11 protein-coding genes and 3 pseudogenes are annotated in these 16509 nt (G+C 70.2%); 13 read left to right on the top strand and 1 reads right to left on the bottom strand.

Annotated elements, in window-relative coordinates; translation table 11 throughout:
* The 6 genes and pseudogenes from RJ1_RS42420 to RJ1_RS42395 form a co-directional block, all read left to right on the top strand.
* Positions 1 to 433, top strand: a pseudogene (locus tag RJ1_RS42420) (shikimate dehydrogenase); the annotation flags it as partial.
* Complete coding sequence (locus RJ1_RS42415; protein WP_073370192.1) at positions 430 to 2382, top strand: oxidoreductase; 1953 nt, start codon at positions 430 to 432, stop codon at positions 2380 to 2382. The pseudogene RJ1_RS42420 and the gene RJ1_RS42415, both read left to right, overlap by 4 nt.
* Positions 2379 to 3176 (top strand): aldo/keto reductase, encoded by a 798-nt coding sequence (locus tag RJ1_RS42410; protein ID WP_073370189.1) that lies wholly within the window; start codon positions 2379 to 2381, stop codon positions 3174 to 3176. Before RJ1_RS42415 ends, RJ1_RS42410 begins: the two co-directional genes overlap by 4 nt.
* Positions 3176 to 4264: a Gfo/Idh/MocA family protein gene (locus RJ1_RS42405; RefSeq protein WP_073370187.1), complete on the top strand. Its 1089-nt coding sequence runs from the start codon at positions 3176 to 3178 to the stop codon at positions 4262 to 4264. Before RJ1_RS42410 ends, RJ1_RS42405 begins: the two co-directional genes overlap by 1 nt.
* Positions 4264 to 5982: an FAD-dependent oxidoreductase gene (locus RJ1_RS42400; RefSeq protein ID WP_073370184.1), complete on the top strand. Its 1719-nt coding sequence runs from the start codon at positions 4264 to 4266 to the stop codon at positions 5980 to 5982. The genes RJ1_RS42405 and RJ1_RS42400 overlap by 1 nt, the downstream gene beginning before the upstream one ends.
* Positions 5979 to 6800 (top strand): sugar phosphate isomerase/epimerase family protein, encoded by an 822-nt coding sequence (locus RJ1_RS42395; protein WP_073370181.1) that lies wholly within the window; start codon positions 5979 to 5981, stop codon positions 6798 to 6800. Before RJ1_RS42400 ends, RJ1_RS42395 begins: the two co-directional genes overlap by 4 nt.
* Positions 6801 to 6830: 30 nt before the next feature.
* On the opposite strand, the gene RJ1_RS42390 is transcribed toward RJ1_RS42395, so the two are convergent.
* Positions 6831 to 8096 (bottom strand): hypothetical protein, encoded by a 1266-nt coding sequence (locus RJ1_RS42390; protein WP_073370178.1) that lies wholly within the window; start codon positions 8094 to 8096, stop codon positions 6831 to 6833.
* A gap of 97 nt (positions 8097 to 8193) precedes the next feature.
* Here RJ1_RS42390 and RJ1_RS42385 point away from each other — a divergent pair, with 97 nt between their 5' ends.
* The 7 genes and pseudogenes from RJ1_RS42385 to RJ1_RS42355 form a co-directional block, all read left to right on the top strand.
* The gene (locus tag RJ1_RS42385; protein ID WP_073370175.1) at positions 8194 to 9105 is read left to right on the top strand and encodes a LysR substrate-binding domain-containing protein; all 912 of its coding nucleotides are present in this window, start codon (positions 8194 to 8196) and stop codon (positions 9103 to 9105) included.
* 133 nt (positions 9106 to 9238) lie between these two features.
* Positions 9239 to 10552, top strand: a complete 1314-nt coding sequence (locus tag RJ1_RS42380) for an MFS transporter (protein WP_073370172.1) — start codon at positions 9239 to 9241, stop codon at positions 10550 to 10552.
* Positions 10552 to 12500: pseudogene (locus RJ1_RS42375) on the top strand (FAD-dependent monooxygenase). Before RJ1_RS42380 ends, RJ1_RS42375 begins: the two are co-directional and overlap by 1 nt.
* 9 nt (positions 12501 to 12509) lie before the next feature.
* Complete coding sequence (locus RJ1_RS42370) at positions 12510 to 14243, top strand: dihydroxyacetone kinase family protein (protein WP_073370169.1); 1734 nt, start codon at positions 12510 to 12512, stop codon at positions 14241 to 14243.
* 124 nt (positions 14244 to 14367) lie between these two features.
* A complete protein-coding gene (locus tag RJ1_RS42365) occupies positions 14368 to 15162 on the top strand; it encodes a hypothetical protein (RefSeq protein ID WP_073370194.1) in 795 nt (264 codons plus the stop codon).
* 127 nt (positions 15163 to 15289) lie between these two features.
* The gene (locus RJ1_RS42360) at positions 15290 to 15751 is read left to right on the top strand and encodes a hypothetical protein (RefSeq protein ID WP_073370166.1); all 462 of its coding nucleotides are present in this window, start codon (positions 15290 to 15292) and stop codon (positions 15749 to 15751) included.
* 5 nt (positions 15752 to 15756) lie between these two features.
* Positions 15757 to 16509, top strand: a pseudogene (locus RJ1_RS42355) (cation-translocating P-type ATPase); the annotation flags it as partial.

The raw sequence follows: 16509 nt of genomic DNA, 5'->3' as shown, positions 1-16509 counted from the left end.
GCGGGTCGCCGACGCCGACCCCGCCCGCGCCGCCGATGTGTGCTCCCGGGTCGCCGCGGCGTTCCCGTCGACCCGGGCCACACCGATTCCGATCGCCGCGATCCCCGACGACCTGCCGTCCTGTGACGGCGTCGTCAACGCCTCACCCGTCGGCATGGTCGGTCACCCGGGAACCCCGTTCGACACCGGCGCGCTGCACCCCGGCCTGTGGGTCGCGGACATCGTGTACCGCCCGCTGCACACCGAACTGCTCTCGGCCGCAACAGTCCTCGGCTGTCCGGTGCTCGACGGCGGACAGATGCTCGTCGCGCAGGCCGCCGACACGTTCGCCCTCGTCACCGGGGTCCGGCCCGATCCCGAACGCATGCGACGCCACCTCGGTGAACTCCTCGCCGAGCAGGGTGTCCCGACCCTTCTCGAGGAGTCCCGATGACCGCGCCACTGCCGTTCGCCGCACCACTCGACCTCGGCGGCCTGCGACTGCGCAACCGTTTCGTGTCGGCGCCGATGGAACGCAACTACTGCGACGTCGACGGCACGATGACCGACGACTACATCGCGTACCTCGAGCGACGCGCCGCGGGCGGGGCCGCTCTCGTGTTCACCGAGGCCAGTTACGTCCGCGCCGACGGCAAGGGCCGCATCCGGCAGATGGGCGTCGACGTCGACGAACGCATTCCCGGCATCGCGAAGATGGCCGCCGCGATTCATGCGCACGGTGCGCTCGTGGGCGTCGAACTCAACCACGGCGGCCGTACCGCGCAGGGCGCGGTGAACGGCTTCGTCCCCGTCGCACCGACACCCATCCCGTGCGCGGTGGTCGGCGGCGAGATGCCCGAGCAACTCGAGAGCGACGACATCGAGCACATCATCGAGAGCTTCGGTGAGGCGGCCGTGCGCTGCCAGAAGGCCGGGGTCGACGTGCTGTCCCTGCACGGCGGGCACGGCTACCTCATCCACCAGTTCCTCTCGCCCGCCTACAATCACCGCGACGACGAGTGGGCCGACCCGACACTGTTCGTCAACCGCATCATCGACACAGTCCGCACGATGGCCCCGGGTATCGCCCTGGGACTGCGGTTCTCGGCATTCGAAGGGATCGACGGCGGTCTCGACGCCGAGACCACCCGGGCGCGCATCGACGCGATCGACACCGGCCGACTCGACTTCCTCGACGTCTCGGCCGGCAACTACGAGTCCGGGCAATGGATCATCCAGCCGGGCGAGTGGCCGCGCGGCCTCCTGGCCCCCTACTCCGAGCAGTACACACGGGACTTCGATCTCCCGGTGGGTGTCGCCGGCCGGATCAATTCCCCGGAGGCGGCGGCGCAGATCATCGAATCCGGGCAGGCCGACTTCGTCAGCATGGCCCGCACGCTGCACGCCGACCCCGACTTCCCGAACCGTGCGCTGGACGGCGCCCGGTACCGCCCGTGCATCGCGTGCAACTACTGCATCGACAGCCTTGCCGCCGGGCCCGTTCCGTGTTCGGTCAACCCGTGGGTGGGCCGCGAACTCGCGCAGCCGTCGACGCCGGCGGACCTGCCCGTGCGTGTCGCGGTCGTCGGCGGCGGCCCCTCGGGGATGGCGGCCGCCCGCGACCTCGCCCTCGCGGGCCACCGCGTCGACCTCTACGACGAACGCGAGAGCCTCGGCGGTGATTTCGCGCTGGCATCGCGGCTGCACGAGTACCCGGAGTACGCGCGGATCGTCGACTGGTATCTCGCCGAACTCGCCGACCTCGACGTCGCCTGCCACACCGGCACCCGGGTCGACGCCACTTCACTGGCCGCCTCGGACTTCGACGCCATCGTGCTCGCGACCGGCGGGCGCGGACCCGAGGTCGACCTGCCCGGGGCCGAACTGCGACGGATCCGGGACATTCGTGACTTCCTCGCCTCCGAAGAGTCCGCGCCCGAATCGATCACGATCTTCGGCGCCGACCGCGAGGCTGCGGCCGTCGCCGACGACCTGCTGCTCCGCGGCACGACGGTGGTCATGATCGGACCGCAGGAGACCATCGCCCACGACGTCGGCCGACGCGGCAAGATCGTGCTGCTCCCGAGGCTCGCGGCGAGCGAGAACCTCACCACCCACCTGTCGTCGATCGTGACGCGGGTCCAGGAGGATCGGGTGGTGATCTCGACGGGCGGTGTGGAACGCACGGTCGACGCGCCCGGCGAGTTGCTGATCTCGCACGGCATCGAGCCGCGTTCCGATCTGCTCACCGAACTCCGATCGCTGGAACCGCGACTCGGCGTCCACACGGTCGGCGACGCCAGTGGCGACGGTGGCTCCCTCCACGCCGCGATCGTCACCGCCGCCGACGTCGCCGCGAAGATCACGGCCGCCGCCGCTGCCCGCGAGGCGGTGAGCGCATGATGGTGATCCCGCCCCTCGGTCTCGGCACCTGGCCGCTGACCGGCGCGGACGCCACCCGGGCCGTCCTCGCCGGCGTCGAGGCCGGCTACCGCCTGATCGACACCGCCGCGATCTACGAGAACGAGGACGCCGTCGGCGTCGCGATCGGGGAATGCGGAGTGCCGCGGGACGACCTGTTCGTCACCACGAAACTCCGGGGGAGCGATCACGTCTCGGGCGACATCCGCGGCGCACTCGAACGCAGCCTGGAGCGCCTGGGTCTCGAACGGCTCGACCTGTTCCTCATCCACTGGCCGCTCCCGCGTCTCGATCGGTACGTGGCGGCGTTCGAGGCGATGCTCGCCTGCCGGGACGCCGGGCTCATCCGGTACGTCGGTGTCTCCAACTTCCTGGAGAAGCATCTGCGCCGCATCGTCGACGAGACCGGAGAGGCACCGGCCGTCAACCAGATTCAGATGGACCCGACCCTCGCCCGGCTGCCTGTCCGGCGCGTCAACGACGAACTCGGGGTGTTCACCCAGTCGTGGAGCCCGCTGGGACGCGGCGAGGTCCTGGGCGCCCCGGTCGTCGTCGACACCGCACGGCGCCTCGACTGCACACCCGCGCAGGTGATCCTGGCGTGGCATCGCGCGCAGGGCGTGGTGCCGGTGGCCCGGTCCGCGAATCCGGCCCGCCAGGCCGAGAATCTGGCCGCCCTCGACGTGCGGCTCACCGCCGACGACGTGGCCGCCCTGAACCGTCTCGACCGCGGCGAGACCGCCGCCCGGGACGTCGACACCGAGGAGCACTTCTGATGGCACTACGAATCGGCATCGTCGGCTGCGGCAAGATCGCCGGCAACCACGCCCAGGCACTGCAGCAGGTGCCCGGCATCGAGGTGGTCGGGTGCTGCGACCCCGACCTGGAGCGGGCCCAGGAGTTCGCGGCGGCGCACGGCATCGCGCGGGCCGTCGGCTCGGTCGCGGAACTGCTCGCACTCGGTCTCGACGCGTGCACCGTCTGCACCCCGCATCCCGTCCACGAAGAGGTGGTCGTCGCGGCGGCCGAGGCCGGCATCCACGTGCTGTGCGAGAAGCCGATCGCCGTCGACGTCGCCGCGGCCGACCGGATGATCGAGGCCGCCGACCGCGCCGGCGTCACGTTCGGAGTGCTGTTCCAGCGTCGGTTCTGGCCCGCCGCCCGGCGGATCAAGACCGCGATCGACGACGGCCGTCTCGGGGTCCCGGTGCTCGGCGAGGCCTCGGTCATCCTGCACCGTCCGTCGACGTACTACTCCGCCGACGCGTGGCGCGGGCGGTGGGACACCGACGGCGGCGGCGTCCTCATGACCCAGGCCGTGCACCAGATCGACATGCTGCAGTGGTTCATGGGCGAGGCGGTCTCGGTGAGCGGCTTCATCCGCACCCACACGCACGGCGAGCACATCGAGACCGAGGACAGCGCCTCGGCCGTCGTCTCGTTCGCATCGGGCGGCACGGCCACCGTCACCGCGACCACCGGTGCCAACCACAATCTCGGCAACCGGGTCACCGTGATCGGGCAGACCGGCGCGATCGCCAGCGTCCTCGAGTTCCCGGAAGGCCGGGAGGGTGTCAACGAGATCTGGACCGTCCCCGGGGAACTGGAGTTCCGCGCCCCGTTCACGCCCGACGTCCACGCCAACCTCGATGTCGGTGACGTCAACGCCGGACTCGCCGATTTCCACACCCTCCAGGTGCAGGACTTCGCCGACGCCGTCCTCACCGGCCGAGAGCCCGCCGTCACCGGACGCGACGCCCGCGCCTCCCTCGCGATCGTCGCCGCCGTCTACGAATCGTCCCGCACCGGCCGGGTCGTGAACCTCGCGCCCGTCCCGGCCCTCGCCACCACCAAGGAGAACTGATGACCCCCGACACCACCACCTATGACGTCGTCGTCATCGGCTCCGGCGCGGGCGGTCTCTCCGCCGCGATCGCGGCGGCGCACGGCGGCGCGTCCGTCCTCGTCGCCGAGAAGGCGGAGACGTGCGGCGGCGCCACGGCGTGGTCCGGCGGCTGGATGTGGACGCCGCGGAACCTGTTCGCGCACGCGGACGGCGTGAACGAGGACCGCGCGCTGCCGCGCACCTACCTCGAGCACCGGCTCGGCGACAACTTCGACGCCGCCAAGGTGGACGCCCTTCTCGACGGCGCCCCCGAGATGGTGGAGTTCTTCGAGAGGCAGACGGCCCTGCAGTTCGTGCCCGGCGCGAAGATCGCCGACATCCACGGCGACACCCCCGGCGCCGGTACCGGTCACCGCTCCGTCGGCCCGAAGCCGGTGAGACTGCGCAAGCTCGGACCCGACGTCGCGGCTCTGCTGCGTCGCCAGCTCTACGAGACGTCGTTCCTCGGAATGGGCATCATGGCCGGCCCCGACCTGCAGGCGTTCCTGCACTCGACGCGCTCGGCGAAGGCGTTCGTGCACTGCGCCCGGCGGGTCTCCACGCACCTGCTCGACCTCGCGACCACGCGGCGCGGCCAGCACCTCGTCAACGGCACCGCGCTGGTCGGCCGGCTGCTGCGGTCGGCGCTGGACGCGGGTGTCGAGATCCGGGTCGGCACGGCGGCCACCGCGCTGACCACCGACTCCGACGGTCGCGTCACGGGTGTTCGGCTGGCGGGTCCCGACGGCGCGTACACCGTGCACGCCCGCCGCGGAGTCGTCCTCGCAACGGGCGGCTTCTCCCACGACCTGGACCGGCGCCGCGAACTCTTCCCCCGCACACCCACGGGGCGCGAGCACTGGACACTCACCCCGTCGACGACCACCGGCGACGGCATCACGCTCGGCGAATCCGCCGGCGGCCGGCTGGACCGCTCGCTCGCGTCACCCGTGGCATACTGCCCCGTGTCGATCATCCGGTACCGCAACGGCAAGGAAGGCGTGTTCCCGCACATCCTGGACCGCGGAAAGCCCGGCGCCATCGGCGTTCTCGCCGACGGACGCCGCTTCGTCAACGAGGGACTCGGGTACCACGACTACACCCTCGCGATGGTCGAGCAGGTGCCCGACGGCGAGGAGGTCTGCTCCTGGCTGATCGCGGACCAGCGGTACCTGCGGTACTTCCCGCTGGGGATGGCCAAGCCGCTCCCGATCCCCACGTGGCCGTATCTGAAGTCGGGGTACCTGACCCGCGGCCGCACGGTGCGCGAACTCGCCGAGAAGATCGGCGTCGACCCGGACGGCCTGGAGAAGACGGTCGCCGCATTCAACGAGGGGGCCCGCGACGGCGTCGACCCCGAGTTCGATCGTGGCACAACCCCGTTCACCGCCGGCTCCGGAGACCCCGACAACCCGTGGCCGAACCCAGCGCTCGCCCCGCTCGAACAGGGGCCGTTCTACGCGGTGAAGGTCGTGCCCGGCAGCTTCGGGACGTTCGCCGGGCTGGTGACCGACGCGGCATCGCGGGTGCTGAACGACGAAAACCAGCCCGTCGACGGCCTGTTCGCCGTCGGAGTCGACCAGTCCAGCGTGATGGGCGGCCACTACCCGTCCGGTGGCATCAACCTCGGACCGGCCATGACCTTCGGCTACCTCACCGGTCGCCGGCTCGCCTCGACGACAGGAGTTTCCCGATGACCGCCCGACTCGGCCTCGCCGCACTCACCGTCCTGGACACGGCTCCGCTCGGGCAGGTGGACCTTGCCGAGAAGCACGGGTTCGACACCATCGGCATCCGGTTGCTGCCCGCGGCGCCGGGCACCACCGCGTATCCGCTGCACGAGAACGACGCCGCGCTCGACACGCTCGTGCGGCGGCTCGACGACTCGCCGATCGAGGTTTTCGACCTCGAAATCATCCGTCTTGGTGCCGATTTCGACCCAAAGGCATATGTCCCCCTCCTGGAGGCCGGTGCGCGACTCGGCGCGAGAGCGGTTCTCGTCGGCGGCGACGACCGCGACCGCGCCCGGCTCACCGACTCCTATGCCCGGCTCGCGGAACTGTGCGCGACGTACGGCATCGTCGCGAGCCTCGAATTCATGCCGTGGACCGCCGTACCTGACGCGGCCGCGGCCGTCGAGATCGTGTCGCAGGCCGACGGTCCCGCGCGCAGTGTCCTCGTCGACGCGCTGCACACGGCCCGCTCGACGACCACCCGGGGCGACCTGGCGGCGATCCCACGCGAGTGGCTGCACTACGCGCAGATGTGCGACGGCTCCACTCCGGCGCCCACCGACGACGCCGAGTTGATCCGCCACGCGCGCGAGGAGCGACTGGTGCCGGGGACGGGGGGTATCGATCTCGCCGGTATCTGGTCCACGTTGCCCGCGGACCTGCCGGTGAGCATCGAACTGCCGAACGAACCACTTCGGCGGGCCGTCGGCACGGACGCGTGGCTCGCGCGACTCGTCGCCGCGACCCGGGACGTTCTCGCGCAGGTGCCGGCGGCCCGCTGACGCGTCAGCAGAACATCTCCCATTTCGCGATCACGCGGGACACACCGGGTTTCCCGGGAACGCCGGAACGCCGCTCCGGCAGCCGACGACGGTGACCGCTGTCAACCGCTCGACCGGTTCCCGGATCTCGAGCGCCGGCAGCAGTCCGTCGGTCAGGAGTGCGTTCTTGGTCGCAGGCGTCGTGGCGCGCGGATCGAGCGTGCCGCGCTCCCGCGCGAACGCGACGAGTTCGTCGTACACCATCGACAGCGCCGCCTCGGTCGTCCTGTCTTCCGGTGCGAGCCCGGCGAAATCCACACCCGTCTCGTACTCGTGTCGGACCGCGTGCGGACCCTGATCGCAGGTGGGCACGTTCAGATCGATCCGAAAGTCCTGGCTTTCCGGGCTGGGCGGCGTGACCGTTCCGGCATCGGTGCAGACGTGGTGCGAGATGCGATCACCCAGAGCATGAATGTAGATGCCCGTCCTCGCGTTCCAGGAATCGCTGCCGATCCAGGAGTCGAACTGAGACGACCGGACGGTGTCGGAGATGACCTGCTCCCCGGTGTCGTTGGTGAAGGGGATGGCGACCGGGGTCTCCACGCTGTACGTGCCGTTGATCTGAACGGGCTGCGGGCCGCCGTAACACGTTGCGCCCGTGGCATAGTCGCCCTCGGTGGAGGGGTTCGTGAAACCTCCTGTGCACAACGGGACGTCGCTTCCCGGCCCGGCCATGGCCCAGCGGCGCAGGTGCGTGAGCATGACCTCGTGTTGCGGATCGCCGATGTCCGGCCGCAACCCGTTGGGCAGGGGGTCCGACGGGGTGCGCACCGTGGGCAGGAAGTGGAAGAGGAACCCGCCGGTGGCGAAGTGTGTGCGCACCAGACCGCTGATGTCCTTGGTGGTCAGTGCGTCGGCGTCGGGGACGAGTCGGCCGTTGATGTCTCGCGGCGCGAACGTGCCGAGGTCGGTCGCTTCGTCGTACGCCGCGATCCAATACGCGTCCCGCTCCGAGAATCCGACGGTGCGGGCGATGATGTACGTCGAATCCGAGTGCACGAGACTCCGTCCGCCGAGCGGGCGGCGCAACGTGAACCCGTATCGTGCGAACGCCTCGACGCCGCAGATCGGCCCGTTGGGGTCGTTCAGCGGGCATTCGGTGGGCAGGGGAGCGCAGTTGTGCGGTGGCGCTCCGTCTTCGGTGTAACAGATGTCCTCGGCGAAACCATGGACCAGCGGCGGTGAGACGACCAGAGCGGCGGCAGTGAGCGTCAGCGTCACGATGGCCGAACTCATTCTTCGAGTGAATCTACTCATCGACGTGCGCCTTTCGCAGCGAACTGCGTCAACATTAACACCGGAGCAGGGGCCGGGACTTCGGTTCTCTCGAGCCCGTCCGCGCTACCGTTCTTCCATGCCCCGCTCCGACAACGTCCCCGCGTACACCATGCGCCAACTGGCGGCGTTCGTCGCCGTCGCGGAGACGGGCACGATCAGCGGCGCGGCTGAGCGGATGCACCTGTCGCAGTCGGCGTTGTCCGCGGCGGTGACAGACCTCGAGAAGGCGCTGAAGGCACAACTGTGCGTGCGCCGACGCGCCCGCGGAGTGCAACTGACACCCACGGGAGAGGCGGTGCTGTCGCGGGCGCGGGCCCTGCTGCAGCAGGCGGGGGAGTTGCAGGCCGACGCGTCGGGGGAGGGCGGCGTCGTCGCCGGACCGATCGCCGTCGGCTGCTATCCGGCGCTCGGTCCTACGATTCTGCCGTCGATGCTGTACGCGTTCACCACCGAGTACCCGCGGGCGTCGGTCGAGTTCCGGGAAGACACCCAGAACCGGTTGCGGACGGAACTCGAGGGCGGCGAACTGGATGTCGCCATCGTCTACGAACTCGACCTGTCCCCGGACTGGCAGACGGTGCCGTTGATGACCCGCGAGCCGATGGTGGTGCTCGGGGCGGAGCATCCGCTGGCGGGAGGCGATGGGCCGGTGCGACTCGCCGATCTGGCCGAGCACCCGATGGTGCTGCTCGATGCGCCGCCGAGCACCAACCACGCGATGGACGTCTGCCGGGAGGCCGGTTTCGCGCCGCGGGTGGCGTACCGGACGGCGAACTTCGAGACGGCCCGGGCGTTCGTCGGGCGCGGTCTCGGATGGACCCTGCTGCTTCAGCGCCCCCGGGTGGATGTCACCTACGAGGGTCTGCCCGTCGTGGTGAAACCGATCGCCGACCCGAAGCCGGCATCGGTGGCGGTGGTCGTCGCGTGGCATCAGGAGGCCACGCTGAGCAGAGTCGCGCGGGCCTTCATCCGATTCGTGTCGGCCTGAACAGCACAATCGCTCCTTCCACGGATTTTCTGCAATTGATGGGGGGATAGTCCCGCTTTTCAAAGCTTGTGAGCGCGGTCATTGTTTTCTCGTAGCGCGAGAAGTGTGCGCAGCAGAACCGGGAAGGCAGACGATGACGGCAATCACCGAGGCGACACCGACGGTGTCCCCCAAGGAAGCGCGCAGGGCAGTCCTGTCGAGCTTCGTCGGCACCGCGATCGAGTGGTACGACTTCTTCATCTACGGCACCGCCGCGGCCCTGGTGATCGGACCACAATTCTTCCCCGGCGCGTCCACGTTCGCCGGAACCCTGGCCGCGTTCGCCACCTTCGCGGTCGGCTTCATCGCCCGCCCCATCGGCGGCGTCGTCATGGGCCACTTCGGTGACCGCATCGGACGCAAGTCGATGCTGGTGCTGTCGTTGACGATGATGGGTGCCGCGACCGTCGGCATCGGCCTGCTCCCGAATTTCGAGGCGATCGGGGTGGCCGCACCCATCCTGCTGGTGACGTTGCGGTTCGTCCAGGGCATCGGCGTCGGCGGCGAGTGGGGTGGCGCCGTTCTCATGGCCACCGAACATGCACCCGAAGGCAAGCGCGGACTGTACGGCGCCGCCCCGCAGATGGGTGTCCCGGCCGGTGTGATCATGGCGAACGTCGTGTTCCTCGGCGTCACGCAGTTGCTGTCCGACGACGCGTTCCAGACCTGGGGCTGGCGTGTGCCGTTCCTCATGAGCGCCGTGCTCGTCGGCGTCGCGATGTGGATTCGCCTCGGCGTCTTCGAATCCCCGGCCTTCGCCGAGGCCAAGGAGACCGACACGATCGTGAAGATGCCGATCGTCGAGGTACTCACGAAGAACTGGCGGACCGTGCTGCTCGCCGCGGGCACGTTCATCGCGACCAACGGCATCGCCTACGTCTTCATGGTCTACGTGCTGACCTACGGCACGACGGAACTCGGCTTCAGCAGGGCCACGATGCTCACCCTGCTGATCGTCGCATGCCCGGTGTGGATGGCGGGCATGGCGGTCTCGGCCTGGAAGTCGGACGTGCTGGGCCGGCGCCGCGTGTACACGTGGAGTTCGATCGCGCTGGTGATCGTCGCTGCGGCGTTCTTCCCGCTGATCGACACGGCGTCGCTCCCGGTCATGCTCCTCGCGATGGTCGTGATGGCCGCGGTGCTCGGCACCACCGCCGGACCGCAGTCCGCGCTGTTCGCGGAGCTCTTCCCCGCCCACATCCGGTACAGCGGAGCGTCTCTCGGATACCAGATCGGCGCCATCCTCGGCGGCGGGCTGGCACCGTTCATGGCGACGTGGCTGTTCGGGGCCTTCGGGAGTTCCGTGGCGATCAGCGCCTACTTCGTAGTGATCGCCGTGGTCAGTCTCGTCGCGATCCTGCTGCTGCCGGAAACGAACAAGACCGCACAGAAAGCGGAGGCCGCCTGATGTCCACCTACTTCCAGCCGCAGAAGTACCCGGCGACGGATTTCGCGTCGACCGGTGCAACGGACGACGCCCTGCCCGTCGTCGTCGTTGGCGCCGGACCGGTCGGGATGGGGGTCGCGCTCGGTCTCGCCCAGCGCGGCATCCCGGTGACCGTGCTCGAGGCCGCCGACCAGGTGTCGTTCGGCAGCCGCGCCATCTGTATCTCCCGGCACAGCCTGGAGGTCGCGGCACGGCTCGGCTTCGGACCGAAACTCGACGAGATCGTGCTCCCCTGGGTGGGCGGCCGCAGCTTCTACCGCGACGAGCAGGTGCTGCACTTCGAGATGGCGCACGGCGAGCACGACGTCCGTGGTCCCATGGTCAACGTGTCGCAGTCCGAGATCGAGCAGATCATGACCGACACGCTGCTCGAGCACCCGCTGATCACGTTCCACTGGTCGTCGAGCGTCGCCGGGATCCTGCGGTCGGATGACGACGTGACACTCGACATCGACACCGCCTTCGGTGCTCGCCGGCTCCGTGCGCGATGGGTGGTCGCGGCCGACGGCGGCCGCAGCCGCATGCGTGAACTCGCGGGAATTCGGTTGCAGGGAAACAGCTATCAGGGCAACTACGTCATCGCCGACATCCACTGGGAATCGACGCTGCCCGCCGAGCGGATGGTGTGGTTCGACCCGCCGAGCAACCCCGGCTCGACGATCATCATGCATCAGCAGCCCCGCGACATCTGGCGCATCGACTACCAGCTCGACAGCTCCGACGACGCCGAACTCGAGACGCAGGAAGACCGCATCCGCGACCGGATCACCCGGCACCTCGACTGGCTCGAGAACGACGTCCCGTGGACGCTCGAGTGGCACGGCTTCTACCGAGCGCACGCACTCGCGCTGGACGATTTCGCGCACGGTCGCATCCTGTTCGCCGGCGACGCAGCCCACCTGGTGCCGATCTTCGGTGTCCGCGGGCTGAACTCCGGAATGGAGGACGCCGAGACCCTCGCCTGGACCCTGGCCGCCGTCGTCCACGGCACCGCGGACGAGGCCCTGCTGCAGGCGTATTCGGCGGAGCGTCGCGGCGCCTGGCAGCAGAACGTCGACAACGCGGGCAAGTCGACCCTCGTCATGTCGCCCGGCAGCCACGGCTACCGCACCACCCGCGACGCGGTGCTGGCACTGGCCACCACCCGCCCGGAATTCGGTCACCTGATCAATCCGCGGCAGTCCAGTGCGACGCACGCGCATCTGTCCCCGCTGACGTGGCCGGTGGCAGAGGGCACGACCGGGGTGCTGCCCGGGGACCCGCTGGAGGATCGGCGCGTGCGCGTCGTCACCGCCGAGGGGTCGGTGGAGTCTTCGCTGAACCGCGTCCGGGGAACAGGTTTCGCGGTGCTGGGTGTCGGAGTCGACCCGGCCGGTGCTCGGATGCTCGCCGCGCACGCGTCCGCGCTCGCGATGGCGCTGTCACCCGAGTCGGTGCGGGCGGTCGTCGTCCCCGCTCCGGGCGCGGCGGTGGACGCGGCGGCCGACCTGACGGTCCTCGACGACCCCGACGCTGCGGTCGCGGCGGCTCTCGGCGCGCGTCCCCGGGCGAGTGCTTCGTCATCCGGCCCGACGGGCTCGTCCTGTGCCGGGTCCGCGACCTGTGCCTGCTCGGCGACGTGCACGCGCACCTGAAGTCGGCGACCGCCCCCGCGGCGGGCGTCGTCCCCGCGCACACGGAGACGACGGCGAGCCCGGAGGAGTTGCTGCGTGAGAACGTGTGGATGGGACTGTCGGAGGCGCTCGACCAGACGGGCGAATCGGACCGGGAAGGGTTCCTGACCCGGCTGGCGCTGCTGCTCGGATCGCGGTCGGGGCAACGGGAGTTCGAGGAAGCGCTCGCTGCCGCCGCCCACGTGAGTGACAATGTGTGTTCCGGCACGCCGCGGCACTCACATGCGGGGGCTTAGCCTGGGGGCATGGCGCACCCACAGTTCCTGAACTCGCCCAAGTCCTTCGTCGTCGACGCGCTCCGCGGGGCCGTCGCCACCACCGACGACCTCGAGTGGCATCCGGAACCGGGTTATCTGACGCGGCGGGAACCGTTGCCGTCCGGGCAGGTCGCGTTGCTGTCGGGCGGTGGGTCCGGGCACGAACCGCTGCACGCCGGGTTCGTCGGCCGCGGCATGCTCACCGGAGCCTGCCCCGGCCTGATCTTCAGCTCACCCAACGCGCTGCAGGTGCGGGCCGCCACCCGGGCCGTGGACGCGGGCGGCGGCGTCGTACACATCGTGAAGAACTACACCGGCGACGTCCTCAACTTCCGCATCGCCGGCGACCTGGCGGCGGAGGACGGCATCACGGTCGAGCACATCCTCGTCGACGACGACGTGGCCTCCGAACGGGAAGACGGTCCGGGACGCCGCGGCACCGCGGCCACGATCGCCGTCGAGAAGGTCTGCGGCGCTTCGGCCGAACGCGGTGACGACCTCGCCGCCGTCGCGGAGTTCGGGCGTCGTACCGCCCGGAACGCCCGCAGCATGGCGGTCGCCCTGCGGGCGTGCACAGTGCCGGGGGCGAACTCCCCGTCGTTCGACCTCCCGGACGGGCAGATCGAACTGGGGATCGGCATTCACGGTGAACGCGGAACCGAACGGGTCGAGGCGATGCCCGCGGCGGAACTGGTCCGCCGGCTCACCGACCCCGTCCTCGCCTCACTCGGCGTGCAGCGCGGGGATCCGGTGATCGCGATCGTCAACGGGCTCGGCGCGGCCCACCCGCTCGAACTGCAACTGCTGTTCGGTCAGCTCGCCGATTACCTCGCCGACCGGGGAGTGGTGATTCGCCGCTCGCTGGTCGGCAGTTTCGTCACCGCCCTCGACATGGACGGCGCGTCCATCACACTGGTGCGCTGCGACGACGAACTCCTCGACCTGTGGGACGCACCGACCTCGGCGCCGGGGTGGCCCAACGCCCCGGCCGGCGAGTTCCGTGGCGTTCCAGACGAATCCGGGATGCAGTTCCGATCGAAGGTCGCATCACGCGAGGACGAGGCGGATGTTCCGGGCACCGCCGACGCGCTCGGCCGGGCGGCGGTGGGCAGGTGGATCGGCGCGTTCGTGGAGAAGGTCCTCGCCGAGGAGCCGAACCTCACCGACCTCGACCGCCGCGCCGGCGACGGCGACTTCGGCACCAACATGGTGGCCGCACTCGACCACGTCGACGTCTCGAAGATTCGCGGCACCTACGCCCCGGCGACCGTGTTCGAGTCGCTGTCCGACGCCTACCTCGGCCACGCCGGCGGCACGTCGGGAGCGCTGTTCGGCGTCTGGTTCCGGCAGTTCTTCCGGGTGGCCGCCGACGCGCCGCACGGTCTGGACCTGAAGGCGATCGCCGCCGCGGCACGCGCCGGCCTCGACGCGATCCAGGAACTCGGCGGGGCGCAACCCGGAGACAAGACGATGATCGACGCCATCGCCCCCGCCGTCGCCGCCCTCGAATCGGCCGTCGCCGCCGGGAGAAGCCTGGCCGGCGGTCTGGCCGAGGCTACGGACGCGTCCGCCCGCGGGTCCGAGGCCACCGCCGACCTCACCGCGAGGCGCGGCCGGGCCAGCTACATCGGCGAGGCGGCGCGCGGTGTCGTGGACCCCGGTGCGCTGGTGCTGTCGTGGCTGTTCGCCGAAGCCGCGGAAGCAGCCCGCCCGGTCGGGTAGCACCGCTCGCCGGGCACTGCACGTATGGTGAGGAGAAGAACGCCGAGTCGTGCTGCGCAAACCCGTCGCCGCACCTCTCTCCACCTGCGTACGGGACGCAGAATCACGGACGGACACGTACACAGTGGAAGACACCGCCAGCCGGGGAATCCAGGCCTTCATCGCCGATGTCGTGGAACGGGGCGGCAAAGCAGTCCGGCTCACCCACTCACGTCGCAACCCGGTCCAGGTCTGGGGCGACGACGGCAAGAGTTGCGTCGTGCGGGTGCGCTCCAAGCTGAGCGGCGACTGGCAGGCCCGCAAACAGGACGAATCGCTCGACGACGACGACACCGGCTCACAGTTCTGGGTGTTCGTGGACCTCGCGAGCACCCCGGAGGAGTTCTTCGTCGTGCCCTCCGCCGAGGTCGCGGACGACATCCGCGCCGAGGTGGACCTGTGGATGATGGACACACCCGGCCGGACGCGAACCGGGCATCACGCGATTCCGCTGAGCCGGGTCGCGCACGGCCGCGGACGCTGGGACCTGCTCGGGCTGGCGGGGGAGAAGGACCCCAGCCGCTACAGCGACGCCCAGCGTGCCACCACCGCGGCGACGTTGCGCGCGGACGCGCTCGCCGACGCATCCGCCCGGAAGAAGCCGGCGAAAGCTGCCGCGGTGTCGGACGAACTGATCGATACCCGACTCGAAGTGGTCGCCGACTTCGAGGGGTACCGCCTGGTCGGGCGGTTCGACCCCGGCACGCATTCGCTGGAGATCATGCGCGGCCCGATGCAGGGCCGGCGGTTCCCCGACCCGACGACGGCTGCGGGTGCCGTTGCCAGTCATATCAGCGGCGACGTGGAGACCCACGACGGGTGGGAGTTCTGGCGCACCGAACAGGGTGAGCGAATTCCCTTGGGGCAGAACAGTGTCTGAGTTTCTCTGAGAGTTCCCTGAAATCTGTTCCGGCGTGAGGCGGTTGAGAATACCCTGAGGTGGGTACCGCAGTCGTGACGCCGCCGGTGTCGGCGGCGGTTGTGGCCACGGCCGATGGGAGCTCATCATGCGAATCGTCGACGGCGCTGTGCACGCCGTGACAGGTGCTGCACAAGCGACGACGAGTGCGGTCGGGGCGGTCGGAGGCGCCGCGGTCGGCGGGGTGGTCGGCGGCGTGCGCGGGGCGGCGGGCGGCGTCCGTTCCGGAATGGAGAGCGGGAGTAGTTCGACGCCGGTCGCCGTGCTGACGTTGGCGGCCGTCGGTGCGGCGGGGCTGGTCGAGTGGCCCGTGTTGGTGACCGTCGGAGGGGCCGCGCTCGTCCTGCGGCAGTTCCGAGGGCGTTCCACGACCCCACGCGACACGGCACTTGTGCCCGCCACCAGATCGGTGCCTGCCACGAAAACCGCGACCGCCAGGAAAACTGCGCCCGCCAAGAAATCGGCGCCCGGAAAGACTGCGCCCGCCAAGAAATCCGCGGCGTCCACCGCGAAGAAATCTTCCTCGCGACGTTCCACGCGCGCGCAGTAGGTGCCGTGGGACTACGTCGATACCTCCTCACCGCCGCGTCTCTGCCGGTGCGCGGTGCCGGGGTCGGACTCGGAGTCGCGGCCTACGGGGGCGCCGTCGCCGCCGATCTGGTGACCACCACCGCCCGGACCGCGACGCAGATCGCGAGCGAGGTGGTGGGGGGAACCCCGGCCAGGCGCACGAGTTCCGGACACGGACGCGCCTGGATCGAGGTCCGCGGACTCGACGGGGCACGCGGGGACGAGGTGGCGGCGGGAGTTCTGGGCGCCGTCCGCGGACTCGACGGCGTGGACCGGGCCGAACTCAACCACGCGTTGTCGCGGCTGGTCGTGACCGTCGGCGAGAACGGACCCTCGGTGGCCGAGCTGTGCGCAGTGATCACGGGCGCCGAGGATCTCGCCCGGCCGCTGGTCCCGGGCGCCGGCCGCGACCGGCCGAGGGAACTGCCCGGCGACGACGTGACACTCGCCGAACGGTCTCTCGCGCTGGCCGCCGTGACGACCGGGTTCGTCGCGGCCGTCGCCGGTCGCCTGGTCCCGATGCCCAGCCTGCCCAGGTCGGTGCCCGCTGCGGCGGTCACGTTCGTCAACTATCAGCCGCGCCTGCGCGGGATGGTCGAGGACCGGCTCGGACCGGACGCGGCCGAATTGCTGCTCGCCGCCGCGCAGGCCGTCGGCGACGTGATGCGGCAGGCGCCCGCGTCGCTCGGCGTCGACGTGGTTCTGCGGTCGGCGCTCACGGCGGAGGCCTGGTCCGGT

The organism is Rhodococcus jostii NBRC 16295 (assembly GCF_001894825.1).
Taxonomy (GTDB): Bacteria; Actinomycetota; Actinomycetes; order Mycobacteriales; family Mycobacteriaceae; genus Rhodococcus_F; species Rhodococcus_F jostii.
This window is presented reverse-complemented; position numbering and strand designations above follow the sequence as displayed.